Below are 26,372 nucleotides of genomic sequence, written 5' to 3' on the forward strand. Positions count from 1 at the left end.
TTTCATGGGAGAGGGGAGCACACCATTGGCATCGACACCGTCAGAGCCAGTAGCTTGCGCCCGCGCTAAGACAACCGCATTAATTCAGGACAAACAGTCCGTCAGAACAAATCCGCGTCCAGCGCCATCAGCGTGGCCGAGCCAGCGCGCGCCATGCGGATCTGCGAAGCCGTCTCCGGCAGCAGCTTGGCAAAGTAGAAGCGTGCGGTCGCCAGCTTGGTGGTGTAGAACTTGTCGCCGCTGGCTTCCTTGTCCAGCGCTATCTTGGCCATGCGGGCCCAGAAGTACGAGAACACCAGGTGGCCCACCACGCGCAGGTAAGGCACCGCGGCGGCGCCGACTTCGTCGGGGTTGGCCATGGCCTTCATGCCGATTTCCATGGTGAGCTTCTGCACCTTGTCGCCCAGTTCGGCCAGCGGGTTGACGAACTCCTGCATGGCTTCGTTGGTGCCCTCTTCCTCGACGAACGCTTGCACGATCTTGCCGAAGGCCTTCATCTTGGCGCCCATGTCGCCCAGGATCTTGCGGCCCAGCAGGTCCAGTGCCTGGATGGTGTTGGTGCCTTCGTAGATCATGTTGATGCGCGCGTCGCGCACATATTGCTCCATGCCCCACTCGGCGATGTAGCCGTGGCCGCCAAAGACCTGCATGCCTTCGTTGGTGGCGGTGAACGCGTTGTCGGTCAGGAAGGCCTTGATCACGGGCGTGAGCAGCGCGACCAGGTCGCCCGCTTCCTTGCGCACGGACTCGTCCGGGTGCGACAGCTCGCGGTCGATCTGCAGCGCGGTCCAGTAGCTGAACGCGCGGCCACCTTCGGCAAAGGCCTTCTGCGTCAGCAGCATGCGGCGCACGTCCGGGTGCACGATGATCGGGTCGGCCGGCTTGTCCGGTGCCTTGGGACCGGTCAGCGCGCGCATCTGCAGGCGGTCCTTGGCGTAAGCCAGCGAGTTCTGGTAGGCCACTTCGGTCAGGCCCAGGCCCTGCATGCCTACGCCCAGGCGGGCAGCGTTCATCATCACGAACATGGCGTTCAGGCCCTTGTTGGGCTCGCCCACCAGCCAGCCGCGCGCGCCGTCCAGGTTCATCACGCAGGTGGCATTGCCGTGGATGCCCATCTTGTGCTCGATCGAGCCGCACTTGATGCCGTTGCGCTCGCCCGGGTTGCCGCTGGCATCGGGGATGAACTTCGGCACCACGAACAGCGAGATGCCCTTGGTGCCCTGCGGTGCGTCCGGCAGGCGCGCCAGCACCAGGTGGATGATGTTGGCGGAGAGATCGTGCTCGCCGGCCGAGATAAAGATCTTGGTGCCGGTGATGGTGTAGGAACCGTCAGCCTGCGGCTCGGCCTTGCTGCGCAGGATGCCCAGGTCGGTGCCGCAATGCGGCTCGGTCAGGCACATGGTGCCGGTCCATTCGCCGGAGACCAGCTTGGGCAGGTACAGCTTCTGCAGTTCGGGCGTGCCATGCGCGTGCAGCGCTTCATACGCGCCGTGCGACAGGCCGGGGTACATGGTCCACGCCTGGTTGGCCGAGTTCAGCATCTCGTACAAGGCGTTGTTGACCAGGATGGGCAGGCCCTGGCCGCCGTATTCCGGGTCGCAGCCCAGGGCCGGCCAGCCGGCTTCCACGTACTGCTTGTACGCTTCCTTGAAGCCCTTGGGCGCCGTCACCACGCCGTCGCCAACGTAGGTGCAGCCTTCGCGGTCGCCGCTCTGGTTGAGCGGGAATACCACCTCGGAGCAGAACTTGCCGGCTTCCTCAAGCACTTGGTTGATGGTGTCCGCGTCAACGTCAGCGTGCTTCGGCAGCGCCTTGAGTTCGGCTTCCACGCCGAGCAATTCATGGAGCACGAACTGCATGTCGCGCAACGGTGCGGTGTATTGGCCCATCAAAGACTCCTTGGAGGTTTGCAAAGCCGCTACGCCGCCCGTGCACGATCCGGCACGGGACGCCGCGGCGGCGTCAGGTACGGTAGGACTGAATCAATTTATTGAGCGCGACCATGGCTAGCTCGGCACTCGCGGGCAAGCGCAGGAAGCGGGCGTCATGATGCAAGCCTAGTTCAAGGCTGTACATTTCAAACAGCATCAGGCGAGGATCGCAATCCGCGCACAGGTGCCCCTCTTCCCGTGCCTGGTCGATGGCACGCGTGAGCGCGGCGCGCCAGATGGTGACGCTCTTGACGAGTTCGTCACGCACCGGGCTTTCCGCGCGGTCGTCGTACTCCACCGCCCCGCTGATGTAGATGCATCCCGTGGTCACTTCCTGGATGCGCTTTTCCATCCAGCGGCGCACCATGGACTGCAGGCGCGGCAGCCCGCGCGGCTCGTGCAGCGAAGGATAGAAAACCTCCTGCTCGAACCGGCGGTGATACTCGCGCACTACTTCCACCTGCAAGTCCTCGCGCGAACCGAAATGCGCGAAGACGCCGCTTTTGCTCATCTGCATGCGTTCCGCGAGCAGCCCGATGGTCAAGCCTTCGAGCCCGTCGCGGGACGACAATTCCAGCGCGGCATCCAGAATGGCCACGCGCGTCATTTCCCCCTTGCGCATGGGCGCGGGGGACGCGGAAGTGGCGGATTCGAGACGAGCTGACTGGTGTCGCATGATTTTTTCTCCGTTCTTCGCGGCGCGAAACGGATCGCACCGCGTATGACCCTGACTTAATGCATTTTTTCGCTGCCCGGCTGGCTGCTTCACCGCCTGGCAGACCCGAATGCACGCAGTCTAAGGCAAAAAAGAACGACCGTTCAGATTATTGTGATCGCGCCCGCTGGCAGCAAGCTTTTAATTAGATCGGGGTTTCTAAACGCAGCGGCAGCGCTCCTGCGCTGCAACATGCCGCGACGCAGCAAGATAGCGATCATTGTTGCCGCGCGTGATGCACAGCAACATCGCCCCGCGCAGTATTGTCCCGCGATCAGTACCGCCCTGTCACGCCGGCGATGATCACGCCGACACGCAGCACCATATAGGCGGTCCAGCTCGCCATCCGGCGCACCGCCGAACGGCGCGCGTGCGTGGCGGCCTTGACCTCGACGCTGCGCGAGGCAATGGCATGCTCCAGCTCCTGGCGCAGCTCAGCGCAAAACGCGCTGTCATAGACGGCCACATTGGCTTCGCGCGCCAGTAGCAGGCTGAATGGATCCATATTGCTGGAGCCCACCGTGGCCCAGGCGTCATCTACCACGGCTACCTTGGCGTGCAGGAAACTATCGGCGTATTCGTGGATCTCCACGCCGGCCGCAAGCAAGGTCGCGTAGAGCGAGTGGGTCGCATAGTGCTGCAAACGATACTCCACCATGCCCTGCAGCAACAGCCGCACGCGCACCCCCCGCTTGCGGCAGGCCAGCAGGGCGCGGCGCATCTTGTGCCCAGGCAGGAAGTACGCGTTGGCAATGATCACTTCCCGCCGCGCGCCACCCAGTGCTTGCAGGTACTGGCGCTCGATGGCGCGGCGGTTGCGCAGGTTGTCGCGCAGCAGCAGCACGGCGCGCATGCCGCCGGCCTGGTCCTGGCGCGGCAGCGGCAGGTCGGTGATCAGTGGAAACTCCGCCGCCACCCCCGCCAGGCCAACGCTGCGCATTTCGCCGCGCAGCGATAGCTGCCACCACAGGCGCTCGGCGGTCAGCGCGATCTGGTTGACCAGCGGGCCCCGCACCTCCACCGCGAAGTCGTAGCGGGGGCCGAGCCCGGCGCCCTCGAAGGGCCCGTGGTTGTGGTCATCGATGATGTTGATGCCGCCAACAAAGCCGATCTGCTGGTCGATCACGGCCAGCTTGCGGTGCAGCCGGCGCAAGTTGCGCCGCGCCAGGCTGAAACGGCGCAGGGGACGGAAGATCTTGAGGCACACGCCACCTTCGCGCAGCCGCGCGGCAAGCCCGGCCGGCATGTCGCCGGCGCCGAAGCCGTCCACCACCAGGTGCACGGCCACGCCCCGCCCGGCAGCGCGGATCAGCGCGTCGCCCACCGCCGCACCGACCGCATCGTCGGCGTAGATGTAGGTCTCGAGCGAAACCGAGAATACAGCCTGGTCGATCGCGGCGACCAGGGCCGGGAAGAACTCGTTGCCGCCGCGCAGCAAGCGGACCGCGTTGCCGCCCAGAGGCCTGCCGCGGCGCCATTCGGAGCGCAGCGGGCCGGCGTGCTTCGGCGAGCGTGGGGGCGGAATCGATGACATGAGCCACATTATCAGGCACGCCGATGTCCTGTGCGTGCGCCAGGCGACGCGCGCGGCGCGCACAACGTGTGGGGCCATGCGCGCCGCCGCGGCCATTCTCTGCTATCGTCGCCGCTTTATCCCCTCGCAGCCCCCGACATCGTGAAGATTTTCGGCATCTCCGGTACGTCCGGCAGCGGCAAGACCACGTTGCTGGATCAACTGATCCCGCGCTTCGTCGCCGCCGGCCTGCGGGTGGCCGGCGTCAAGCACACCCACCATGGCTTTGACCCGGACACCCCGGGCAAGGACTCCTGGCGCATGCGCCAGGCCGGCTGCGCCAATGTCGTGCTGGTAGGCGCGCGGCACCTCACGCTGATGCGCCACTACCCCGAAGCCGAGGCCTCGCCGGAACTGGCCGACGCGCTGGCCGTGCTGCCCGCCGACACGGACCTGGTGCTGGTGGAAGGCTACAAGCGCAGTGACTTCCCCAAGCTGGAAGTGTTCCGGCCGGACCTGGGCACGCCGCCGCTATGGCCGGAGGTACCGAGCATCATGGCCGTCGCCAGCGACCAGCCGCAGGCGGTGGCCGCGCTCACCGCCCTGCCCGTGCTGGACCTGGCGGACCTCGACGCGATCTGCCAGGTGATCCGAGACAGTGCGCTCGAGCTCACGCCTGCACTGGCTGCTGCCCTGGCGCAGCCTCGCCAGACGCGATAGACATGCCCGCTGCGCGGCCCTTCCACACTGCGCTGGAAGGCCAGCGCGACGCGCGCGGCCGGCACCGGCTCGTAGCCGGGGAAGAAATCGCCATAAGCGGCCCATGACTCCTGCACCACGGTCGGGCTGACCACATTGATGCGCAGGCCACGCTCAAGCTCCGGCGCCGCGCTGCGCACGAACCCTTCCAGCGCCGCATTGACGCTGCCGGCATTGGCGCCCATGCGGATCGGCTCGCTGCCGACAATGCCGCTGGTGAGCGTGATCGAGCCGCCATCGCTCAGGAAGTGCTGGCCAACCAGCGCCAGCCGCACCTGCCCCAGCAGCTTGTCCTGCAGCCCGATCTCGAAATCCTCGGCCCGCATCTGCGCAAGCGGCCCGAAGAACAGGCTCCCGGTGGTGGCGACGATCGCGTCCACCCGGCCAATGCCTTCGAACAAGGCTTGCACCGACTCCGGCCGGGTCAGGTCGACCCGGTGCTCGCCGCGCGACTTTCCCACCCGTACCACTTCATGGCGAGCCGACAGGTTCTCTGCCACCGCCTGGCCGAGCGTTCCGCTGGCTCCGATCACAACAATTTTCATCGCATTCCCCATGGTTCCGATTGTTTGGGATGACGGAATTCCTTCCCGTGTCATCAGGAATGCATTGTGAAAGTGGATTCATGGCGGCTAAATGGGCTAGGATTTCGCGCATCCCTAACAATTAATTAGTAATCGATGGACAAGCTGCGCAGCATGGAAGTGTTTGCCGCCGCTGCCGAAGCCGGCAGCTTCAGCGCCTGCGCCGATGCGCTCGGCCTGTCGGCGGTGATGGTGGGCAAGCATGTCGGCCAATTGGAGCGGCATCTGGGCGTGCGCCTGCTGCAACGCAGCACGCGCCGCCAGAGCCTGACCGAAGCCGGCCGCCTGTTCCTGGAGGAATGCCGGCAGATCCTGGAACGCGTGCGCAACGCGGAGACCGTGGCGGAACGCCTGCACAGCCAGCCGCGCGGCCGCCTGCGCGTGACCGCGCCGGTGACGCTGGGCGAGACGGCGGTGGCCGAGGCGGTATCGGCCTACCTGCTGCGATATCCGGAAGTGACGGTGGAACTGGTGCTTGACGACGCCTTTACCGACCTGATTGCCGATGGCTTCGACGCCGCCGTGCGCATCGGCGCGCTAGCCAGCTCCGACCATCTGGTGGCGCGGCCGTTGCGGCCGTATCGCATGGCGATCTGCGCGGCGCCGGCCTACCTGGCGCAAGCGGGCCATCCGCGCACGCTGGCGGACCTGGCCGGGCACCGTTGCCTGAATCATCTGTTGTGGCCGCAAGGCATGGGGTGGCCGGCACCCGGAGACGGTGCGGCGGCGGTACCATCCGCGCCGCTGACGGCCAACAACGGCCAGGCGCTGCGGCGCGCGGCGTTGGCTGGCTGTGGGGTGGTGATGCAGCCGGAAGTGCTGCTGGCGGCAGACATCGCCGCCGGACTGCTCGTGCCGCTGCTGGAGGACACCATGCCGGCGCCAAGGCCGGTGCACCTGCTTTATCCGCGCGACCCGCGGCCGCTGCCCAAGCAGGCCTGTTTTGTTGACATCATGCTGGAGAAAATGGGGGCTTGAGGACAGCCCTCAGGAAGACGTGCCCACCTTGACCTTGTGGGCAACCGGCCGTTCCGGCACGGCAATGCGGGCAAGCTCCGCCATCAAGGGGACGTGGTCCGAGCGCTGGGCCCAGTCGCGGCCGGTTAGCGCGCTGGCGTGCTCGATCTCGAAGCCGCGCACATAGATGCGGTCGAGTTGCCACCAGGGCATGTGGCTGGGAAAGGTATGCAGCCGCGCGCCGCCGGCGGAGGACACCTCAGTTGCCCCGAGCGTGGTGCAGATCAGGTTGTCGAGCCGGTGGTTCCAGTCATTGAAATCCCCGGCGATCACCAGCGGCGCCTCGGCTGGCACCACATCTTGCACCCGCTTGACCAGCGCCTCCGCCTGCCGCGCGCGGCTGCGCGCGAACAAGCCGAAATGCACGCAGATCAGGTGGGCCTCGACCCCGTGCATGTCCGCCACCGCGTGCAGCAGGCCGCGCTGCTCGAAGCGGTGATCGGAGATGTCGAGGTTTTCCGACATCAGGATGGGATGGCGCGACAGGATGGCATTGCCGTGGTGCCCGTGGTCGTACACCGCATTGCGCCCGTAGACCGAATGCGGATACGCGTCGGTCGCCAGGTAGTTGAGCTGGGTGTAATCGGGATCGAACAAAGCCGCCGCCGCCAGGCGGTCATTGCGGTCCTGCACTTCCTGCAGGAAGACGATGTCGGCGTTGACCACGTGCAGGCCGTCGCGCACGTTGTGGATCCGGGACTTGCCCTTGATGCCGGTCACGCCTTTGTGAATGTTGTAGGTGACGACGCGCAGCCTCATAGGTCCGCTCCACAGGTCGCGCGCTGCCCCTGCACCCGCCAGCCCAGCTGCAGCACCGCCTCGGCGTTGCTGCTCGAGAAGCAGAGCACGGCGGCTTCCCGCCACGGCAGCCACTGATACTGCAGGTGTTCGCGTGGCGCTAGCGTCACCGGCTGCGGCTGCGCCACGCACAGGCCAAACCAGTGCTCGGTATTGCGCGTCACGCCGGGTGCGTAGCGGTGGCGCCACTGCGGGTAGATTTCGTAATCGATGGTGTGCTGCCAGTCTTGCAGTTGGTGCTCGGCGGCGATCAGGCCGGTTTCCTCGGCCACCTCGCGCGCGGCCGTCAGCGCGAGCGGCTCGTCCGGCGCGTCCAGGCTGCCGGTGACGGACTGCCAGTAGCCCGGCCGGTCGGCGCGCTCGATCAACAGCACTTGCAGGTCCGGCGTGTGAATCACAACCAGGACGGATTCAGGAATTTTGTAGGACATGGGGATAGGACAAACGGCGTCCCCAAGCTTACCGCAGATGCGCCCGGGCGCCATGGGAAACATGGCCGCCGGGACAGCCTCGCGGGCCCGGCCCAGTCATGCGGCGTAGGCGTTAGGCTGAACTGGCGTCTCGCGCAACCAGGTTTCGAATACGCCCGGCGAGTCGCCGTGGCCCCACGCGGCGCGCAGTTGCTGCATCAACGGGGTGAGCGCCTGCGTGTACTCGCGCGAAGCCGCGTGCGCATGCGCCGCCAGGCGGTCGGCGCATTGCTGGAGTTGCGCCTGCAACTGCGCGCGCTCCTGCGCGATCTCCTTCTCGCGCACACCCAGCGCGTTGTATTTCTGGATCAGGAAGCGCTGGTAGTCCCCGCCTTCCATGCCCTGGGCCGCCTGGGCGTTGACCTGCTCGAAGCGCATCACGATGCTGCCGGTTTCCTGCTCGATATGCGTGGCCTCCGCAGCCAGCGCCTGCAAGCCGTCCTGCAGCCGCAAGGCCTCGCGGCGCTCGTCGCGCAGTTGCGCGGCGTACGCATCGAAGCCGCGCTGGGCCGTCAGGTAAGCCTGCACCACCGGCTGCGGCGCCACCACCAGCAAAGGATCCGCGCCGCCGGCGCGGCTGCCCTGCAACAGGGCCTCGTCGGCCAGCCTCAGGTTGCCAAGGTCCTCCAGCCAGCGTCCGCGCGCCATGACGGTGCCCACCGTATCCAGCGCCACCCGGCGCAGGGCCTCGGCGCGTTGCATCTCCACCGGCTCCAGCATCGGCGCGCCACCGCCGCCGGTCTGCGCGGCATGGGCGATATCCGGCACGCAAGCCGCCACCGTGGTCGCCACGGACTCCGACATGGCCACCGCCGAGCGGCGCACCGCGCGGCGTAGCTCGAAACGCGCCAGCAGCATCATCACCAGCCCGGCCACCAGCCAGGTGACGATGGTTTCGGCATGAGCCAGTAAAAACTGGCGAATCAGTTCAACATCCAGGGACACGGCAGATTCCTCCCGCGCGGCCGGCGTGCCTTCGAAATGGGCTTGCGGCTTGGCGCTATAAAGGGAGAAGACTGGCCGGGAGGGGGCTTCGTTCCGCGATGTAACAATTGGAAACCAGCCATTGGTGCCGGCTGTGGCACGTGGCGCGTCAGAGACCGCGCCGCCGAACTTGAGCGGATCTCCCGCGCTTCAGGCGTGCGCCGCCTTCATGTCGGCAATGAAGGCGTCCAGCAGATCGTTGCGGTGCGGCTTGCGGCGCACCACCATGTCGAACGGTACGTCATAGCGCATCGCGTCCGGCGCGAGCGGGGCCAGCTGTCCCTGCTGCACGTAGGGCGCCGCGAAATGCGCCGGCAAGTACCCAAGGTGGCGGCCGGACAGCACCAGCATCGCCACCGCTTCCATATTGTCCGCCACTGCCGTCACCAGCCGGTCTGCCGGCGAACCCGCCGCCTCCGGCAGCGGATAGCTGCGCCAGGCCCACGCATGGCCGAGCGCGACCGCCGGGTCGACTCGCCCGGCCTCGGCGAAGAGCGGATGGCTGCGTCCGGCATAGGCGAGCTGCGTCTCGTGAAAGATGGTCGTGTAGTCCAGCGCCGGCACACGGTGCCAGAAGTAGCCGATGCCCATGTGGATCTTGCCGTCCAGCAACAGCCCTTCCAGCTCTCCCGGCGAGCGCACCAACACGGAGAAATGCACGGATTCGTCCCGTTGGCGGAAGCGCTCGATTGCCTGGCTGATACGTGCATTGGCGCTCACCGGCGTATGCCCGATCAAGCCCAGGCTGAGCGTGCCCACCAATGTGCGGCCCACCTTGCGCGCTTCCGCGCCAAAGACATCCAGCGCCGTCAGCAGCTTGCGCCCGGACTCGACAAATTGCTGACCCCGCGGGGTCAGCCGGAAACCGCTGCGCCCCCGCTCGCACAGCCGGTAGCCCAACCGCGTTTCCAGCGTCGAAAGCTGCGTGCTGATGGTGGACTGGCTGACGTTGAGCGTCGCCTGCGCGGGCGTGATGCCATTGGCATCCACCACCGCCAGGAAAACGCGAATCAGGCGCAGGTCAAGATCGGAAGGTTGTCCCAGCATGGTCGATACATCGAGCCGAATCAATGTTTGGTTCAGAGATTTCGCATTCTACGCGTTGGAGCAATCGGAAAGAATGCAGGTGTCTCCACCAGAACGTGCCGCTGAGCGCGGCATGATGAATCGATCGCCATGCATGCAAACACGCTACGCCACCCGGCCGGTGAGGCCGAACCCTTCCAGCCGATGTCCGGCAACGCCATGCCGCGCTTCGGCGGCATCGCCACCATGATGCGGCTGCCCGCCGCCGCGAGCACCGCCGGGCTGGATGCCTGCTTCGTCGGCGTGCCATTCGACCTGGGCACGTCCAACCGTAACGGCGCGCGCCTGGGACCCCGCCAGATCCGGGCCGAATCCGTGCTGCTGCGCCCCTACAACATGGCCACGCGCGCCGCCCCCTTCGATTCGCTGCGCGTGGCCGACATCGGCGACGTGGCGACCAATCCGTACAACCTGCATGACTCCATCGCGCGCATCGAGGCGGCTTACCGCGACATCATCGCCACGGGTTGCCGCCCGGTCGGGCTGGGCGGCGACCACACTGTCACGCTGCCGATCCTGCGCGCCATGCACGCCAGGTATGGCCGCCTCGGGCTGATCCACGTCGACGCGCATGCCGACGTGAACGACACCATGTTCGGCGAGAAGATCGCGCACGGCACGCCGTTCCGTCGTGCCGTGGAGGAGGGGCTGCTCGATTGCGGCCGTGTGGTGCAGATCGGCCTGCGCGGCACCGGCTATGCCGCCGAGGATTTCGACTGGTGCCGCCAGCAGGGCTTTCGCGTGATCACGGCCGAAGCATGCTGGTACCGGTCGCTGGCACCGCTGATGGAGGAAGTCAGCGCGCGCCTGCAGGGCGGCCCGGTCTACATCAGTTTCGACATCGACGGCATCGACCCAGCCTACGCGCCTGGCACCGGCACGCCGGAGATCGGCGGGCTGACGGTGCCACAGGCGCTGGAGATCGTACGTGGCGCGCGCGGGCTGGACATCGTCGGCGCTGACCTGGTCGAGGTATCGCCGCCGTACGACCCGTTCGGCACCACGGCGCTGCTCGGGGCCAATCTGGCGTTCGAACTACTGTGCGTGCTGCCCGGCGTCGAGTACCGCGGCGCCTGAATCCCTCCCCCGACAATAATCAGGAGACCCACCATGCAGACTACCCAGCCTGCTCCCCAGCCGCGCCGCGCGGCCCTGGCATCGTTTGTCGGCACCACCATCGAGTGGTATGACTTCTACAGCTACGCCACCGCCGCGGCGCTGGTGTTCGGGCCGCTGTTCTTCCCCGGAGAGAGTCGCCTGCTGAGCCTGCTGGCCTCGTTCGGCTCGTTCGCCATCGGCTTTCTGGCGCGGCCCATTGGCGGCGTGCTGTTCGGCCGCATCGGCGATCGCCTCGGGCGCAAGCGCGCGCTCATGGGCACGCTGTCCTTGATGGCCATCGCCACGGTGCTGATCGGCTGCCTGCCGACGTATGCGCAGGCCGGATGGATCGCGCCCGTGGCGCTGGTGGCGCTGCGCGTGCTGCAGGGCATTGCGGTCGGCGGCGAGTGGGGCGGCGCGGTGTTGCTGGCGGGCGAGCACGCGCCGGCCGGCCGGCGCACCTTCTTCGCCTCGTTCGCGCAGTTGGGCAGCGCGGGCGGGCTGATCCTGTCGATGCTGGCCTTCAGCGCCGTGGGCCGGCTCGATCAAGACGCCCTCATGCAATGGGGCTGGCGCCTGCCCTTCCTGGCCAGCGCGGTGCTGCTGGCGGTCGGCTTCGTGATCCGGCGGTCGGTCAATGAATCGCCCGAGTTCGAGACCATGCGGGCCACCGGCGACGTGGCCCGCCAGCCACTGGCCGAAGCACTACGCGCGTGGCCGCTGATCGTGCTGGCGATCGGCGCCAACGTGTACGGCATCGCCGGCGTGTACTTCAGCAACATCTTCATGATCTCGTATGCGACGCAGTACCTGGCGCTGGACCGGGCAATGATTCTCGACTGCATGTTCTGGGTGGCGGTGCTGCAGTTCTTCGTGCAGCTGGGCGCGGCGCATCTGGCTGACCGCTTCGGCACCCGGCGCGTGCTCGCCATCGTCGCCGCTTGCGCCATCGTGGTGCCGTTCGTCATGCTGCCCCTGGTGCGCATGGGGCAACCGCACACGGTATTCCTGGGCATCGCCATCGCCACGCTATGCGAATCGGGCTATTACGCCGTCATTGCCGGCTTTGTCACCGGCATGTTCGCCGCGCGCATCCGCTACACCGCCATCTCGCTGTCATACCAGGTGTGCGGCGCCTTCGCCGGCGGCCTGACGCCGCTGCTGGCAACGCTGCTGGCGGACAGGTTCTTCCCGCAGTGGTGGCCGATGGCGGTGTTCTATGCGGGATCTGCGGCGCTGTCGCTGGTGTGCGTGGTGTGGGTGGGGCGGGCGCGAGAGGCAGGCCTACCCGCAAGCGCGGCGAGCGTTTAGGGCGATAGGGATAAAACAAAAAGGCCGCGCTTGCGCGCGGCCCTTCTCAAGCAGGCGAAAGCCCGGCTCAGGCGGTCTTCGGCTCTGCAGCGCGCAGGCGGATATGCAGCTCGCGCAGTTGCTTCTCGTCGACCGAGCTCGGCGCTTGCGTGAGCAAGTCTTGCGCGCGCTGGGTCTTGGGGAAGGCGATCACGTCGCGGATCGAATCGGCGCCGGCCATCATGGTGACGATGCGGTCCAGGCCGAAGGCCAGGCCGCCGTGCGGGGGCGCGCCGTATTGCAGCGCGTCCAGCAGGTAGCCGAACTTGGCACGTGCTTCTTCCTCGCCGATCTTCAGGGCGCGGAACACCTTGCTCTGCACGTCCTCGCGGAAGATCCGCACCGAGCCACCGCCCATTTCCCAGCCGTTCAGGACCATGTCATAGGCCTTGGCGATGCACTTGCCCGGATCGGTTTCCAGGTATTGCAGGTGCTCATCCTTGGGGCTGGTGAACGGGTGGTGCATGGCGACCCAGCGGGCATCTTCCTCGTCGTACTCGAACATCGGGAAGTCGATCACCCACAGCGGCTTCCACACGTCCTCGAACAGGCCGTGGGTCTTGCCGAACTCGGAGTGGCCGATCTTCAGGCGCAGGCCGCCGATGGCGTCGTTGACGACCTTGGCCTTGTCCGCTCCGAAGAAGATGATGTCGCCGTCCTTGGCGCCGGTGCGCTTCAGGATCTCGGCGATGGCGGCGTCGTGCAGGTTCTTGACGATCGGCGATTGCAGGCCGTCGCGGCCCTTGGCCACTTCGTTGACCTTGATCCAGGCCAGGCCCTTGGCGCCGTAGATGGCGACGAACTGGGTGTAGGCATCGATCTCGCTACGCGAGATGGCGGCGCCGCCCGGCACGCACAGGCCGACCACGCGGCCGTTCTCGCTGTTGGCGGGGCCGGCGAACACCTTGAAGTCGACGTCCTTCATGGCGTCGGTCAGTTCGGTGAATTCGAGCTTGACGCGCAGGTCAGGCTTGTCCGAACCGAAGCGGGCCATGGCTTCGCGGAACTCCATCACCGGGAAGCTGGCGTCCAGGTCGACGTCGATGGCGTTCTTGAACACCGTGCGCATCATGTCCTCGAACAGGTCGCGGATCTCCTGCTCGTTCAGGAACGAGGTCTCGCAGTCGATCTGCGTGAACTCGGGCTGGCGGTCAGCGCGCAGGTCCTCGTCGCGGAAGCACTTGGTGATCTGGTAGTAGCGGTCGAAGCCCGACACCATCAGCATCTGCTTGAAGATCTGCGGCGATTGCGGCAGCGCGAAGAAGTGGCCCGGGTTGGTCCGCGAAGGCACCAGGTAGTCGCGCGCGCCTTCGGGCGTGCTCTTGCCCAGCATCGGGGTCTCGATGTCGATGAAGCCTTGCGCGTCCAGGTACTTGCGCACTTCCATGGCCACCTTGTAGCGCAGGCGCAGGTTGTACTGCATCTGCGGGCGGCGCAGGTCCAGCACGCGGTGCGTCAGGCGGGTGGTCTCGGACAGGTTGTCGTCGTCGAGCTGGAACGGGGGCGTCACCGACGGGTTGAGCACGGTCAGCTCATGGCACAGGACCTCGATCTTGCCCGAGGTCAGGTTGGCGTTCTCGGTGCCGGCCGGACGCGGGCGGACCTTGCCCGTGACGCGGATGCAGAACTCGTTGCGGATCTCTTCGGCAGCCTTGAACATTTCCGGGCGATCGGGATCGCACACCACCTGCACCAGGCCTTCGCGGTCGCGCAGGTCGATGAAGATCACGCCACCGTGATCGCGGCGACGCTGCACCCAGCCGGTGAGGGCCACTTCCTGGCCCGACAGTTCTTCGGTCACGAGACCGCAATAGTGAGTACGCATGGAGGACATAAGAGAATTCCCGGAATAACGCGGCCGCCGATGCGGCCGGCGATCAATTTGAATGCGATGAGCCGGCGGACTCGGCGAGGGTTTCTGCCTGCGCTTCGCCGGCGCGCACCGAGCCGCTCTTGCGTGGCAGCTCGGTCGGCGCCACCACGCCCATCGAGACGATGTACTTCAGCGCGGCGTCGACGGTCATGTCGAGTTCGATGGTATCGGCCTTGGGCATCATCAGGAAGAAGCCCGAGGTCGGATTAGGCGTGGTCGGCACGTAGACGCTGACATACTCGCCCTGCAAATGATTCTGCACGTCGCCGCCGGGACGGCCGGTCAGGAAGGCGATGGTCCACGAGCCCTCACGCGGGTACTGCACCAGCAGCGCCTTGCGAAAGGCATTGCCCGACGAGGAGAGCAGCGTGTCCGAGACCTGCTTGACGCTGGTGTAGATCGGCCCGACCACCGGGATATGGCGCAGCAGCGCTTCCCACCAGCGCACCAGGCGCTGGCCGATGAAGTTGTGGGTCAGCAGGCCGACCAGCAGGATGAACACCACTGTCAGGATGGCGCCCAGGCCCGGGATGCGCACCTTGAACAGCTCGACGGGCTGCCAGGCCGCAGGCAGCAGGGCCAGGCTCTGGTCCATGGTGCTGATGACCAGGTTCAACACCCACAGCGTGATGCCCAGCGGCACCAGCACCAATAGCCCGGTGAGGAACCAGGTCTTGAGGGCGGAAGTCTTCTTCGCCGGCACGATGCGTTCTGCCTTCAATGGCTGGCGACGGCGCTGCCGGAACCGCCGGCAGTGCTCGTCGACGCCGTGCTGGCGGTGCTGGAGGAGTCAGTGGCCGCGCCGGACGAGGCCGGTGCGGCGGCTTCGCTCTTGCCTTCGGCAGCGCTGCCGGCTGCCGCCGTGGCAGGCGCCGCGGCCGTGCCGCCGCTGCCGCCGCGGAAATCGGTGACGTACCAGCCCGACCCCTTGAGCTGGAAGCCCGCAGCGGTCAGTTGCTTCTTGAACGTGCCCTTGGCGCCGCAGGATGTGCAGTCGGTGAGCGGGGCATCGCTCATTTTCTGCAGTACATCGCGCCCGTGGCCGCAGGCTTCGCAACGATAGGCATAGATCGGCATAGTGGCTCTCCGCGAGGATTCTGGAACGGAAATTGGGTGGAACCGCGTGGTCGCGCCGACCGGGAAGTTGCCACCCCCGTGCGCCACCTTGCGGTGCAAAGCCTTGAATTATAAACCGTTCTGAGAACGCCGGGCCGGCGGAAAAAGGACTGGAAATGCCTTCGAAGCCACGCGCGAAGCGTCAGGTGCCCGCAACGCTCAGGCCGGATGCGCTTCCTCGACCCGCGGATGGTCGCCGATCCACTGCGGCAGCAGTGAGCCGAACACCATGCCGCCAATGGAGAACAGCAGGCCGACCATCTGCGGCGGCACCGCCGCGTCGGCGAAAGCGATTTCGCAGCACAGCCAGGAAACCAGCCCGAGGATGATCGCGGCAAGGCCGCCCTGGCGCGTGGCCGGCTTCCAGAACATGCCAAAGGCCAGCGGGACGAACGACGACACCAAGGTGACCTTATACGCATTCTCCACCATATGGAAAATGGAAAGATGCGAGTTCAGCGCGAACAGCGTCACCAGCACGGCGAACACCAGCACCACGGCCTGCATCACGCGCAGGAAGCGGCGGTCGTCGAGATGGCGGAAATACGGCCGCAGGATATTCTCGGCAAAGGTGACCGACGGCGCCAGCAGCGTCGCCGAGGCGCAGCTCTTGATGGCGGACAACAGCGCGCCGAAGAACATCACCTGGGCGAACATGGGCGCGTGCGTCAGGATCAGCTTGGGCAGGATCAGCTGCGAATCGGTGTTGATGTACTTCTGCACCATCTCCGGATCGATCATGGTGGCCGAGTAGGCCAGGAACATCGGGATGAAGGCGAAGCAGAAGTAGAGCACGCCGCCGAGCACCGAAGCGCGCCCGGCGATCTTCTCGGTGCGCGACGAGGTCACGCGCTGGAACACGTCCTGCTGAGGGATCGATCCGAGCATCATGGTAAACAGCGCGGCCGCGAAGCCGATGATCTGTATCAGGTCCAGCGACGGCAGGAATTCGAACTTGCCGGCCGCCGCCGCATGCGACACCACCGCCGCCACGCCGCCGGCCTGGCCGCTGACTTCATAGCCGATATACAGCATCCCGATCACGATGATGATCATCTGGATGAAGTCGGTCACCGCCACGGCCCACATGCCGCCGAACAGGGTGTACACGAGCACGCTGGCGGCCCCGATCATCATGCCGGCTTCCTGCGACAGCGCGCCGTCCGAGACAGTGAAGAACACCAGCCCGAGCGCCTTGATCTGCGCGGCCACCCAGCCCAGGTAGGACATCACGATGCACAGCGTGGTCAGCACCTCGGCCAGCCGCCCGTAGCGGTTGTGATAGTAATCGCCGATGGTGAGCAGGTTCATCCGGTACAGCGGGCGCGCAAAGAACAGGCCGACCAGGATCAGGCAAAGCGAGGAACCGAAGGGATCGGACACCACCCCGGACAAGCCTTCCTTGAGGAAGACCGCGGGGATGCCCAGCACCGTCTCCGAGCCGAACCATGTAGCGAACACGGTGGCGGTGACGATATAGAACGGCAGGCTGCGGCCAGCTACCGCGAAGTCGGTGGCGTTGCGCACGCGCAATGCGGCCCACAGGCCAATGCCGACGGAGATTACCCAGTAGATGATGACGAACCAGATCAGCATGCTGCTGCCCTATCCCAAAGTGCCCTTGCGGCGAGAAACCGGTTGCCGGTGAGGCGGGATTTGCGGCCAGCCTTGCCCGGAGTCCAATTCATCGGTCGGGGCCGCATGGGTGGCCGATCTAGCCTGCGGTCGTAGCCGAATCAAAACGCGGATTATAGCGACGCCTGCCGCCCGGCGAGGAAAAAAATCCCTGCCACCCGGAAATTGCGCGGGACGGTGCAGCCCTGGCGCCACAGGTGACGTGCCCGGCGCCGAGGATGCCCGCCGCGGCCGCGGCGCCCCACCGTGGTGCGGGAGACTGCGGCTTACTCGCGGTTACACAGCTTACAAACCCCGCGTCAGCGGGCCGTGTGCGCCGGGCATTAAGGGAGCAAGGCAGCAACATCGGGCGCCCGCCCACGAGCCAGGCTGCCGCCCACGACCCAACGAGGAAAAGGAAAACACCATGTCCAGCCGCCAAACCAAGATGCTCAAGACCCTGATGATTGCCGCAGGCCTGCTCGGTGCCGGCCTGGCCAGCGCCCAGACCGCGGCGGTCTCGCAGGACGTGCAGCGCAACGTCAACCAGGAACAGCGCATCGAGCGCGGCCTGAAATCCGGCAGCCTGAGCACGCGCGAAGCGGCCAGCCTGGAAAGGCAGACCGCACGGGTGGATCACATGGAAGCGCGCGCCCTGGCCAACGGCTCGGTCTCGCCGCGCGAGCAGGCGTCGATCCAGCGTGCCGAGAACAACGTGAGCCGCGATATCGCGCACGACACGCACAACGGCATCACCGGCAACCCCGCCAGCGCCTCGTCGCAGCGCATGCAGGCTGACGTGCAACGCAATATCAACCAGGAGCAGCGCATCAAGAACGGCGTGGCCAACGGCTCGCTCACCAACCGCGAGGCCGGCAGCCTCGAACGCGGCCAGGCTCACGTGGATCGGCGCGAAGCGCGTGCCGGCGCCAACGGCCGTGTCGGCGCGGGCGAGCAGCGCGGCATCCAGCGCGCCGAAAACCGCGACAGCCGGGCGATCTACCATGACAAGCACAACGCCCGCGTGCGCGGCTGAGGAAAGCCCGGCGCCTGGCGATGAAGATCAGGATTGAAGCTCAGGATTGAAGCTTCGGCCTGAAACCCAGGGCTGAAACCCAAGGCCGGAACTTAAGGCCTGCGGCGCCAGACCTGCCACTGCTCGCGGCCGGCAAACACTGGCAGCGAGCCAGTGGCGGCCCGCGCCTCCACCAGCTCGAAGGCCGGCGCAAGCAACGCGCGCAGTTCTGCCTCGGGGATGGCGAAAGGCGGCCCGCCGCGCATCTCGTCAAGGAAGAAGTAGCCGGCCAGCAAGCCGCCCGGCGGCAGCAGTTGCGCCACGCGAGCGGCATAGTCGGCCCGCATGGCTGGCGGCAAGGCACACAGGAAAGCCCGCTCGTAGATCCACTGGCAGGCAGGTTCGGGCACAAAGGCAAAGAAATCCGCCTGATGCACGACGGCTCCGGCCGGCCCTAGCGCGCGGCGCGCGCTGGCCACGGCCTCGGGCGAGAAATCGATGGCGGTCACCGGCCAGCCGCGCGCATGGAGCCAACCCGCTTCCCAGCCGTTGCCGCAGCCAGGGACCAGCGTGGGGCATGGCGCCATCGCGCTGGCGAAGGCTTCGAAATCGGCCGGCACGCCGCCCAGGTCCCAGGGCATGAAGCCCTTCTCGAAGCGCTCATCCCAGAAAGCCGGATCGGCCGCGTTGCGCGTGGCAAAAGCTGGCGGGACCCCGGTCTTGTTCGCGGCGTTATCGGATTTGGTCAAGCTAACCTCCACTGCATTGAATCACACTTGCCCACGCCACCCAGGCGATTCGGCGCGTTACCGTTACCAGTAACCAACCCAGGCCAGCAGTTCGGTCAACACCACGCCGGCGATGAATCCGCCCACCAGCAGCAAGGCCGTGCCAACCAGGCGATTGGTGCGGCGCTGCTCGGCAACCAGGGCGGCCAGCAGCTTCTCTTGCTGGCCATTGTCGACCAGCGCGCGGCGCTCGAGGAACTGGTGCGCCAGGCGCGGGAAGTCGGGCAGCATCTTGGCCCATTGCGGGGCCTCCACCTGGATGCGCTCCCAGGCGCCCTTCCAGCCCACCTGTTCGTGCATCCACTTCTCGAGGAAGGGCTTGGCGGTCTTCCACAAGTCCAGGTCCGGATCGAGCTGGCGCCCCAGCCCTTCGATATTGAGCAAGGTCTTCTGCAACAGGACCAGCTGCGGCTGGATCTCGACATTGAAACGGCGCGAGGTCTGGAACAAGCGCATCAGCACCATGCCCAGCGAGATCTCCTTGAGCGGCTTGTCGAAATAGGGCTCGCAGCACGCCCGTACCGCGCTCTCCAGTTCCTCCACCCGCGTATTGGGCGGCACCCAGCCCGACTCCACGTGCAGCAAGGCCACACGATGGTAGTCGCGGCGGAAAAAGGCGATGAAGTTCTGCGCCAGGTAGTTCTTGTCGAACTCGGACAGCGCGCCGACGATGCCGAAGTCCAGCGCGATATAGCGCCCAAAAGTCTGCGGCGCCACCGACACCAGGATGTTGCCCGGGTGCATGTCGGCGTGGAAGAACCCATCGCGGAACACCTGCGTGAAAAAGATCTCCACGCCCTCCTCGGCCAGCAGGTGCATGTCGACGCCGGCTGCCCTGAGCGACTCGGTGCGCGAGATGGGGATCCCGTGCATGCGCTCCATCACGAAGACCTCGCTGCTGCACCAGTCCCAGAACACCTCGGGCACCAGCAGTAGCTTGGTATCGGCAAAGTTGCGGCGCAGCTGGCTGGCGTTGGCGGCCTCGATCATCAGGTCGAGCTCGTCGTGCAGGTATTTGTCGAACTCGGCGACCACCTCGCGCGGCTTCAGGCGCTTGCCGTCGGCCCAGAAGCGCTCAAGCCAGGCGGCCAGGTCGCGCATCAGCGCCAGGTCGCTGTCGATGACCGGCAGCATGCCCGGGCGCAGGACCTTCACCGCGACTTCGCGGCCGTGGTTGGGGCCGCCCTTCAGGATGGCGAAGTGCACCTGGGCAATGGACGCGCTGGCCACCGGCTTGTGATCGAAGCTCTCGAACAGCGTCGTCAGTTTCCGGCCCAGCGAGCGCTCGATGATCTTGACCGCTGCGACCGAATCGAACGGCGGCACCTGGTCCTGCAACTTGGCAAGCTCGTCGGCGATGTCCTCGGGCATCAGGTCGCGCCGGGTGGAGAGCACCTGGCCAAACTTGACGAAGATCGGCCCCAGGCGCGTCAGCGCCAGCCGCAGGCGTTCGCCGCGGGGCATGTCGAGCTTGCGGCCAATGGTAATGACACGCGCCAGGAAACGGATACGGCGGCTCTTGAAACCGGACAGCACGAGTTCGTCGAGGCCGTAGTAGAGGATGACGAAAACGATCTTGCAAAGGCGCAGGAAGCGGGTCATGCAGGTTCTTCAGTGTTGGGACCGTGCTGATTGGCCGGTCTGGCAATGGATAAAGCCGTAGAGGAGCAAGGGTCTGGCGGTGGCAGGCAGCGGGCGCTCAGCGATGGGCGGACGGCAGCGTGCCGGCGCCACGCTCGGAGCGGGTGCGCTGCTCCAGCTTCTCCAGTCGCTTCTCCAGCCGGGCGAGGTCGTCGCGCAGCGCGCTCACGCCGGCGCCGAACTCGTCGAGTGCGGCATGGCGCACCAGGGTCGGCTGCTCGTCGAGCAGGTACTCGGTCACGTTATCGACCAGCGCGCGGCCCACCCGCGTGGCCTGCGCATGCACCTGCTGCACGCCGTCCACCACCCGTTGCGCCACGCTGTCGCTGAGCGTGCCGCCCAGGATGCCGCGCAATGCGCGCGACAGGTCCTCGGCCGCATCCCAGCGCAAGCTGCGGGCCAGCGTGGAGACCGTATTGGCCAGTTCGGCATCGCCCTCGATGCGCACATGCTTCATCGCCGCCGCCTGCCCCCCGCCCGCCACGTCCGACGCTACCAGCGGCCACTGCTGCAGCGGCACCGTCAGCGTGACCGCCGGGGTTTCATCCACCGGGGCCAGTTCCGTCAGGCCCTGCCCTGTCACCTTCAATGCGAGCGTGAACGCAGCCGCGTCAAAGCGGATGATGCGGCCTGCGAAGGGCTGGAGCATGGAGGTTGCCCAGGGTTCTTGCTCCAGCAGGTGGTTCAGGGCGGTGATGGGGGGCGTGGCCAGGGGGGTGGGGAGGGTGGTCATGATGGGATGTGGCTGGGCGCGGGCCTTTCGGGGAGTGATGGGTTCGTCGGTTTTAGGGTCAACTTCAACTTCAACTGCTCAGCTTCACGTCAAAAGCAACTGCAACTGCAGTTTCACCCCCCTGCGGGGCGGCAACCTACTTTCTCGTCTTGCCAAGAAAGTGGGCAAAGAAGGCGCGCCGGATGGGGCGACTTCCCCTCGGGATTCATCCCCGCATACAAAAAAAGCCCACGTTTTCACGTGGGCCTCCATTCTATGCCACCTGCCGGCCTTGAACCTGCCGGCGAGGCACTTCCTGCACTCAGGAACTCTGTTGGATCCCTGCCAGCAGCCAGCCGCCGGGGCCGGTTACGGGCTTGGCCAGGTTCCAGACTTCGGCGAAGGGCTGGGCGGGATCGCCGGCCTTTTCGCGGATCATGCCGGAGAAGCGCACGCTGGCCAGATGCTGGGCCGGGCTGTCTTCGATGCCGAGCAGTTCGGCTTCCAGCGTGACCACGTCGGTCTTGTTGACCTCGGTGCCGCGCTCGGACAGGTCCATCTTGATCTCGGCGAACATTTCCGGGGTGGTGAACTCGCGGATGTCATCGAGGTTGCCGGCGTCCCAGGCCGCCTGCAGGCGTACGTAATAAACCTTGGCGTTGCGCAGGAAGGCTTCGGTGTCGAAGTCAGCCGGCACGCCCCAGGGCTGGGCCGCGCCCGCTGCTGCGCCGGCAGCCGCGCCAGCCATCACCGGTGCGGCGGACTGCATCGAGGAGGCGGAGCCGGGCGCGGGCATGACCGGGTTGGCTGCGCCAGCCGGCACTTGCTGGCGCAGTACCGGTTCGTTGCTGCCACCAAAGCCGTTACCCGAGCCGCTGCCGGCGCCTGCACCGGCATAGGCCGGTTGCTGGGGAGCCTTCGAGCCGCCGCGGAACTTGCGGATCAGCCAGATTGCGGCGAATGCCACCAGGGCAATCAGGATCAGGTTGGACAGGAAGCCCATGGCGGCGCCACCCAGACCAAAGTGCGACAGCAGCCAGCCAATGCCCAGGCCGGCGGCGATGCCGCCGAGCATGCCGCCCCAGTTACGCTTGGGTGCGGCAGCAGCGGCTGCACCCGCGCCGGCGCCTGCGGCGGCCGGTGCGGCTTGCTGGGCCGGTGCCTGCTGCGCGGGCGTCTGGTTGGGCAATTGCTGTGCCGGCGCCTGCTGGCGTTGTGTCACGCCGGACGATTGCTTGCCAATGCTGCGCGACCCGCCGAGGCGTTTGGCATTGGCGTCGAGCGCCATGCCGAGGGCAAGCGTGCCAATGAGCACACCCGCCATGAATTTTGCGCGAAATAGCGACATATCAGTGCTTCCCCTGTTAAGTTCGCTCATTTTTCTTTGAGCCTATATCAGTCTAGTACTTTCGCCCGACGTGGAGTGCCACCACTCCTGCTGTCAGGTTGAAGTATTCGACATTCTCCAGGCCCGCATGTTCCATAAGACGTACAAGTGAAGCCTGGTCTGGATGCATTCTGATCGATTCAGCCAGATAGCGATAGCTATCGGAATCCTGTACCACCCGCTGTCCCAGCCACGGCAGGAACTTCAGCGAATACATGTCGTAGGCCTTTTCCAGCGGCTTCCACACCTTGGAGAACTCCAGCACCATGACTTTGCCGCCCGGCTTGATCACCCGGCGCATCTCGGACAGGGCCACCTCCTTGTGCGTCATGTTGCGCAGCCCGAAGGACACGGTGACCAGGTCGAAGTAGTTGTCCGGGAATGGAATCCGCTCTGCGTCACAGAGACAAGTGGGGGTGACGATGCCTTTATTCAATAAGCGATCGCGCCCAACCCGGAGCATCGACTCATTGATGTCGGTCAGCCAGACCTCGCCGGTTGGCCCGGCCTGGCGCGCGAAGGCCTTGGCCAGGTCGCCGGTGCCGCCGGCGATGTCGAGCACCTTGAAGCCGGGCCGCACGCCGGCCTGGGCGATGGTGAACATCTTCCACAGCCGGTGCATGCCGCCGGACATCAGGTCGTTCATGACGTCGTACTTGTTGGCCACCGAATGGAAGACTTCGGCCACCTTGCCGGCCTTCTCTTCTTCCTTGACCTTCTCGAACCCGAAGTGGGTCTCGCTCATAACTCGCTCCAGAATTCAGTAATGGCCCGCGGGGGCACGCAATCTCAATGGTTGCCGCAGGCATGGCCGCCGGGGGCCACCATGGGGGTGTCGCGATCGACGCCGGCCGCTTCCAGCCGCTCCAGGTAGGACTGCCAGATGGCGTCCTGCTGGGCGCCCAGGCGGTACAGCAGTTCCCAGGAATAGATGCCGGTATCGTGACCGTCGGAAAAACGGATCAGGATGGCGTAGTTGCCGACCGGCTCCACCGCGGCGATGGTGACGTCGCGCTTGCCGGTCTGCAGCACTTCCTGGCCCGGGCCGTGGCCCTGCACTTCGGCCGAGGGTGAGTTCACCCTCAGGTATTCGAACGGCAGCCGGAAGCTGGATCCGTTGTCAAAACCCACCTCCAGCACGCGCGACTGGGTGTGCACGGTAAGGGCGGTGGGATGCGGAGTATCTTTTTCGAGGCCTGCCATGATGGGTGGCGTGCGGCTGAGGGCGAGCCGCAGGTTGCGGCCACACCGGCCTTTACGCTTCGTGTACGACCCGATAGCTTACCGCAGCCGCCTCGCCTTGCCCATCTTGCTCAGTCTCCCAGTGCGCGCCGTCGGCCGCGACATAGCGCAGGCGGCGGCCATGGAAGGCGGCTACCGTGCTGCGGTGGGCGATGCTGATGATGGCCGCGCCGGGCAGGGAGTCCACCATCAGGCCGTACATCGCGCTTTCGGTTTCCTCGTCGAGCGCGCTGGTGGCCTCGTCCAGGAACAGGTAATCGGGCTTTTGCAGCAGCGCGCGCGCAAAGGCCAGGCGTTGCTGCTCGCCCGGCGACAGCCGCAGCGACCAGTTGTCGAACACGTCGAGCTGCTCGGTCAGGGCGCCGAGCCGGGCTTCGCGCAGCACCTTCTGCAAGGCCTCGCGGCTATGCACGGTGCCGGCGTCGGGATAGGCCAGCGCATCGGCCAGCGAGCCGATCGGCAGGTAGCTGCGCTGCGGCAGGAACAGCATCCGGGCCGCGCGCGGCATGGCTACCGTGCCGCTGCCATAAGGCCAGATGCCGGCCAGCGCACGGAACAGCACGCTCTTGCCGCAGCCCGAGGGGCCGCTGACCAGCCAGCGTTCGCCGGGCGCGATCTCCAGCGAGAACGGCGCCACCAGCGGACGCTGCTGGATCTCGCCGCCGTTGCCGGTGCGCACTGGCAGCGCCAGCGCGAGGGTGTCGATGCGGATGCCTTCGGAATCGGCACCGGCACCCGCACCGCTACCGGTACCGGTACCGGTAGCGGCATCGGCCTGGACCACCTCGATGTCGCGCACGCCAGTGTGCTCCTGATCCTGGCGCTCGGCAACGCGGATGGCGTCGCGGAAATCGATCAGCCGGTTGGCCGCCGCCTTCCAGCCGACCAGCGTGGAGTAGTTGTCAACGAACCACGACAGCGCACCTTGCACCTGGCCGAAAGCTTGGCTCACCTGCATCAGCCCGCCCAGCGTCATCTTGCCGGCGAAGTAGCGCGGCGCGGCCACGAGCAGCGGAAAGATGATGGCGAACTGGCCGTAACCGGAACTGACGAAGGTCAGGCGCCGCGTATAACGCATCAACTGTTTCCAGTTGGCGCGGATGCGGTCAAACCGCGAGCGCAGGCCCGCCTGTTCGGTAGGCTCGCCCCGGTAAAGCGCCACGGGCTCGCTGTTCTCGCGCAAGCGCACCAGCATGAAACGGAAATCCGCCTCGTACTGCTCTTGCTGGAAACTCAAGCCGATCAGCGGCCGGCCCACCACGTGGGCAATCAGCGAACCGATCACCGCATAGCCCACCGCGAACCACACCATATAGCCGGGAATCGTGATCTCGGTGCCGCCCAGCATGAAGCTGATCGGCCCGGAAACGGCCCACAAGATGCCGACGAACGACACCAGCGTCACCACCGAATTGAGCAGGCCGAGGGACAGGGACAGCGCGCCATCGGTAAACGAGCGCAGGTCGTCCGCCAGCCGCTGGTCGGGGTTGTCCGTGGCGTGCGTCTGTTCGATGCGGTAGTAAGCCTGATGGCTGAGCCAGTGGTCCATGAAGCGGTCGGTCATCCAGGTACGCCAGCGCATCTGCAGCATCATGGTGTAGTACTGCCGGGAAATGGCCGCCACGATAAAGAAGCCGGCGATCCAGGAAAAGCGGATCAGCAGCGCCTTGAAGGAGGTGTAGTCATGCTGCTCCAGCGCGTTGTAGAACACGCGGTTCCACTCGTTGAGCAGCACGTTGATGTAGACGATGCCGAGATTGAGCGCGACCACGAAGGCCAGCAGCCCCAGCCCGGCCTTGCGGTCCTCGGATTTCCAGTAAGGCTTGATCAGGTCCCACGTCTCGGCCACCCGCAGGCGGCTCTGGATCTTGAGGGCACGGGCCGGCACGGCCGGGCCTGGAACAGTAACGGAAGTCGGTGTGGACATGGCACCTTTCGCGCAGGCGGGCCAGGGCTGATCCACCGGCCCCGCTCTTGTGGGAATGAAGACAACGGATGTTAGAAGACGGCGCTGCCTTGCTGGTTCCGGAAACTCAAAAAAACCGACAGTAACGCCAGCACGGCACGGGCACTGGCACGGGCACGCCTTGCGTCAGCCTGCTTCGTCCAGTTTCGCCAGGGCCGCTCGCAATGCCGGCAGGCGCTGCACAAGGCCGGCCAGGCGCGCCACATCGGGCTCGCGCTGCGCAGCCGCCCAGACGGCTTCGGGAAAATGCGTATCCCAGCGGTAGCGCGGAATGACGTGCCAGTGCAGGTGCGGCACCATATTGCCGAAGGCGGCCAGGTTGACCTTGTCCGGCGCCATGGACTCGCGCACCGCGCGCTCCACCCGCGCCACCAGCCGCATCAGCCAGGCCTGGTCGTCCTCGGGCAGGTCGGTCTGCTCGGCAACGTGGCCGTTCCACACCACCCGGCAAAAGCCGGGAAAGCGCTCGTGCTCGACCAGGATGACCCGGGCGCGCTCGCCGCGCCAGACCAGTTCGCCGCCGTCGGTCTCGCACAGCGGGCAGTTGGGGACGAGATTCATGCGGGCGCTCCCGATGCGTCAACCGATCGTCCAGAATTGGCTCCCCTCTCCCGCCCTGCGGGAGAGGGGTTGGGGGAGAGGGCGGGAGCTAGCTCGAAGTGAGAGCCCGCGGGCTGGCGACCGCCTGCCCTCTCCCCCGGCCCCCCACCCGC

General features: G+C 66.2%; 24 protein-coding genes and 1 pseudogene. 5 read left to right on the forward strand and 20 right to left on the reverse strand.

Going from position 1 to position 26,372, the window contains the following annotated elements; all coding sequences use genetic code 11:
• Nucleotides 1–101 precede the first annotated feature (101 nt).
• From ACYP5B_RS50015 to clsB, 3 genes are all read right to left on the reverse strand, one after another.
• Nucleotides 102–1,889, reverse strand: coding sequence for an acyl-CoA dehydrogenase C-terminal domain-containing protein (locus ACYP5B_RS50015; protein WP_459574891.1), 1,788 nt, complete (start codon nt 1,887–1,889; stop codon nt 102–104).
• A gap of 73 nt (nt 1,890–1,962) precedes the next feature.
• Entirely contained in the window at nt 1,963–2,553 is a 591-nt protein-coding gene (locus ACYP5B_RS50020) for a TetR/AcrR family transcriptional regulator (RefSeq protein WP_043418171.1), read from the reverse strand.
• 367 nt (nt 2,554–2,920) lie between these two features.
• Entirely contained in the window at nt 2,921–4,180 is a 1,260-nt protein-coding gene (gene clsB / locus ACYP5B_RS50025; RefSeq protein WP_400097575.1) for a cardiolipin synthase ClsB, read from the reverse strand.
• Between the two features lie 141 nt (nt 4,181–4,321).
• Between clsB and mobB the strand changes: the two genes are divergently transcribed.
• Entirely contained in the window at nt 4,322–4,879 is a 558-nt protein-coding gene (mobB, locus tag ACYP5B_RS50030) for a molybdopterin-guanine dinucleotide biosynthesis protein B (protein WP_459574922.1), read from the forward strand.
• Here mobB and ACYP5B_RS50035 read toward each other — a convergent pair.
• Nucleotides 4,867–5,463 (reverse strand): annotated as a pseudogene (locus tag ACYP5B_RS50035) (short chain dehydrogenase); the annotation flags it as partial. The gene mobB and the pseudogene ACYP5B_RS50035 sit on opposite strands and share 13 nt — an antisense overlap.
• Nucleotides 5,464–5,598: 135 nt before the next feature.
• On the opposite strand from ACYP5B_RS50035, the gene ACYP5B_RS50040 reads away from it, so the two are divergent.
• On the forward strand, nt 5,599–6,480 hold the full coding sequence (locus ACYP5B_RS50040; RefSeq protein WP_459574894.1) for a LysR family transcriptional regulator: 882 nt from the start codon (nt 5,599–5,601) through the stop codon (nt 6,478–6,480).
• A 9-nt stretch (nt 6,481–6,489) separates the two neighbouring features.
• Here the strand turns inward: ACYP5B_RS50040 and ACYP5B_RS50045 are convergent, their stop codons facing one another.
• From ACYP5B_RS50045 to ACYP5B_RS50060, 4 genes are all read right to left on the reverse strand, one after another.
• Nucleotides 6,490–7,278: an endonuclease/exonuclease/phosphatase family protein gene (locus ACYP5B_RS50045; protein ID WP_400097581.1), complete on the reverse strand. Its 789-nt coding sequence runs from the start codon at nt 7,276–7,278 to the stop codon at nt 6,490–6,492.
• Nucleotides 7,275–7,748, reverse strand: coding sequence for a dihydroneopterin triphosphate diphosphatase (gene nudB / locus ACYP5B_RS50050; protein WP_459574895.1), 474 nt, complete (start codon nt 7,746–7,748; stop codon nt 7,275–7,277). Before nudB ends, ACYP5B_RS50045 begins: the two co-directional genes overlap by 4 nt.
• Before the next feature lie 96 nt (nt 7,749–7,844).
• Complete coding sequence (locus ACYP5B_RS50055; protein WP_459574896.1) at nt 7,845–8,732, reverse strand: hypothetical protein; 888 nt, start codon at nt 8,730–8,732, stop codon at nt 7,845–7,847.
• A 189-nt stretch (nt 8,733–8,921) separates the two neighbouring features.
• Complete coding sequence (locus ACYP5B_RS50060) at nt 8,922–9,818, reverse strand: LysR family transcriptional regulator (RefSeq protein ID WP_318236648.1); 897 nt, start codon at nt 9,816–9,818, stop codon at nt 8,922–8,924.
• Between the two features lie 129 nt (nt 9,819–9,947).
• Between ACYP5B_RS50060 and speB the strand changes: the two genes are divergently transcribed.
• Nucleotides 9,948–10,934 (forward strand): agmatinase, encoded by a 987-nt coding sequence (gene speB, locus ACYP5B_RS50065; protein WP_459574898.1) that lies wholly within the window; start codon nt 9,948–9,950, stop codon nt 10,932–10,934.
• Nucleotides 10,935–10,967: 33 nt separating this feature from the next.
• Nucleotides 10,968–12,266, forward strand: coding sequence for an MFS transporter (locus ACYP5B_RS50070; protein WP_400097590.1), 1,299 nt, complete (start codon nt 10,968–10,970; stop codon nt 12,264–12,266).
• 67 nt (nt 12,267–12,333) lie between these two features.
• Here ACYP5B_RS50070 and aspS read toward each other — a convergent pair whose 3' ends face one another.
• The 4 genes from aspS to ACYP5B_RS50090 all read right to left on the reverse strand — a co-directional run bounded on the left by aspS (nt 12,334) and on the right by ACYP5B_RS50090 (nt 16,890).
• Nucleotides 12,334–14,139: an aspartate--tRNA ligase gene (aspS, locus tag ACYP5B_RS50075; RefSeq protein ID WP_318236651.1), complete on the reverse strand. Its 1,806-nt coding sequence runs from the start codon at nt 14,137–14,139 to the stop codon at nt 12,334–12,336.
• Between the two features lie 43 nt (nt 14,140–14,182).
• The gene (locus ACYP5B_RS50080) at nt 14,183–14,881 is read right to left on the reverse strand and encodes a DUF502 domain-containing protein (protein WP_318236658.1); all 699 of its coding nucleotides are present in this window, start codon (nt 14,879–14,881) and stop codon (nt 14,183–14,185) included.
• 14 nt (nt 14,882–14,895) lie between these two features.
• Nucleotides 14,896–15,255: an FmdB family zinc ribbon protein gene (locus tag ACYP5B_RS50085; protein ID WP_318236652.1), complete on the reverse strand. Its 360-nt coding sequence runs from the start codon at nt 15,253–15,255 to the stop codon at nt 14,896–14,898.
• 198 nt (nt 15,256–15,453) lie between these two features.
• Nucleotides 15,454–16,890, reverse strand: a complete 1,437-nt coding sequence (locus ACYP5B_RS50090) for a high affinity choline transporter 1 (protein ID WP_400097594.1) — start codon at nt 16,888–16,890, stop codon at nt 15,454–15,456.
• Nucleotides 16,891–17,335: 445 nt separating this feature from the next.
• On the opposite strand from ACYP5B_RS50090, the gene ACYP5B_RS50095 reads away from it, so the two are divergent.
• On the forward strand, nt 17,336–17,944 hold the full coding sequence (locus ACYP5B_RS50095) for a hypothetical protein (protein ID WP_459574900.1): 609 nt from the start codon (nt 17,336–17,338) through the stop codon (nt 17,942–17,944).
• A gap of 92 nt (nt 17,945–18,036) precedes the next feature.
• Here the strand turns inward: ACYP5B_RS50095 and ACYP5B_RS50100 are convergent, their stop codons facing one another.
• From ACYP5B_RS50100 to ACYP5B_RS50135, 8 genes are all read right to left on the reverse strand, one after another.
• Nucleotides 18,037–18,672: a methyltransferase domain-containing protein gene (locus ACYP5B_RS50100; protein ID WP_459574901.1), complete on the reverse strand. Its 636-nt coding sequence runs from the start codon at nt 18,670–18,672 to the stop codon at nt 18,037–18,039.
• Nucleotides 18,673–18,735: 63 nt separating this feature from the next.
• The gene (gene ubiB, locus ACYP5B_RS50105) at nt 18,736–20,313 is read right to left on the reverse strand and encodes a ubiquinone biosynthesis regulatory protein kinase UbiB (protein ID WP_459574903.1); all 1,578 of its coding nucleotides are present in this window, start codon (nt 20,311–20,313) and stop codon (nt 18,736–18,738) included.
• A 97-nt stretch (nt 20,314–20,410) separates the two neighbouring features.
• Complete coding sequence (locus ACYP5B_RS50110) at nt 20,411–21,085, reverse strand: ubiquinone biosynthesis accessory factor UbiJ (protein WP_400097603.1); 675 nt, start codon at nt 21,083–21,085, stop codon at nt 20,411–20,413.
• Nucleotides 21,086–21,386: 301 nt separating this feature from the next.
• Nucleotides 21,387–22,412, reverse strand: a complete 1,026-nt coding sequence (locus tag ACYP5B_RS50115) for a Tim44 domain-containing protein (protein ID WP_459574905.1) — start codon at nt 22,410–22,412, stop codon at nt 21,387–21,389.
• 52 nt (nt 22,413–22,464) lie between these two features.
• The gene (gene ubiE / locus ACYP5B_RS50120; protein ID WP_267605476.1) at nt 22,465–23,196 is read right to left on the reverse strand and encodes a bifunctional demethylmenaquinone methyltransferase/2-methoxy-6-polyprenyl-1,4-benzoquinol methylase UbiE; all 732 of its coding nucleotides are present in this window, start codon (nt 23,194–23,196) and stop codon (nt 22,465–22,467) included.
• A 44-nt stretch (nt 23,197–23,240) separates the two neighbouring features.
• Nucleotides 23,241–23,654: a gamma-butyrobetaine hydroxylase family protein gene (locus tag ACYP5B_RS50125; protein ID WP_267605475.1), complete on the reverse strand. Its 414-nt coding sequence runs from the start codon at nt 23,652–23,654 to the stop codon at nt 23,241–23,243.
• Between the two features lie 52 nt (nt 23,655–23,706).
• Nucleotides 23,707–25,620 (reverse strand): ABC transporter ATP-binding protein/permease, encoded by a 1,914-nt coding sequence (locus ACYP5B_RS50130; RefSeq protein WP_459574908.1) that lies wholly within the window; start codon nt 25,618–25,620, stop codon nt 23,707–23,709.
• A gap of 165 nt (nt 25,621–25,785) precedes the next feature.
• Nucleotides 25,786–26,220: an HIT family protein gene (locus ACYP5B_RS50135; protein WP_400097611.1), complete on the reverse strand. Its 435-nt coding sequence runs from the start codon at nt 26,218–26,220 to the stop codon at nt 25,786–25,788.
• Nucleotides 26,221–26,372: the final 152 nt, after the last annotated feature.

The sequence above is a fragment of the Cupriavidus sp. 8B genome (genome assembly GCF_054589115.1).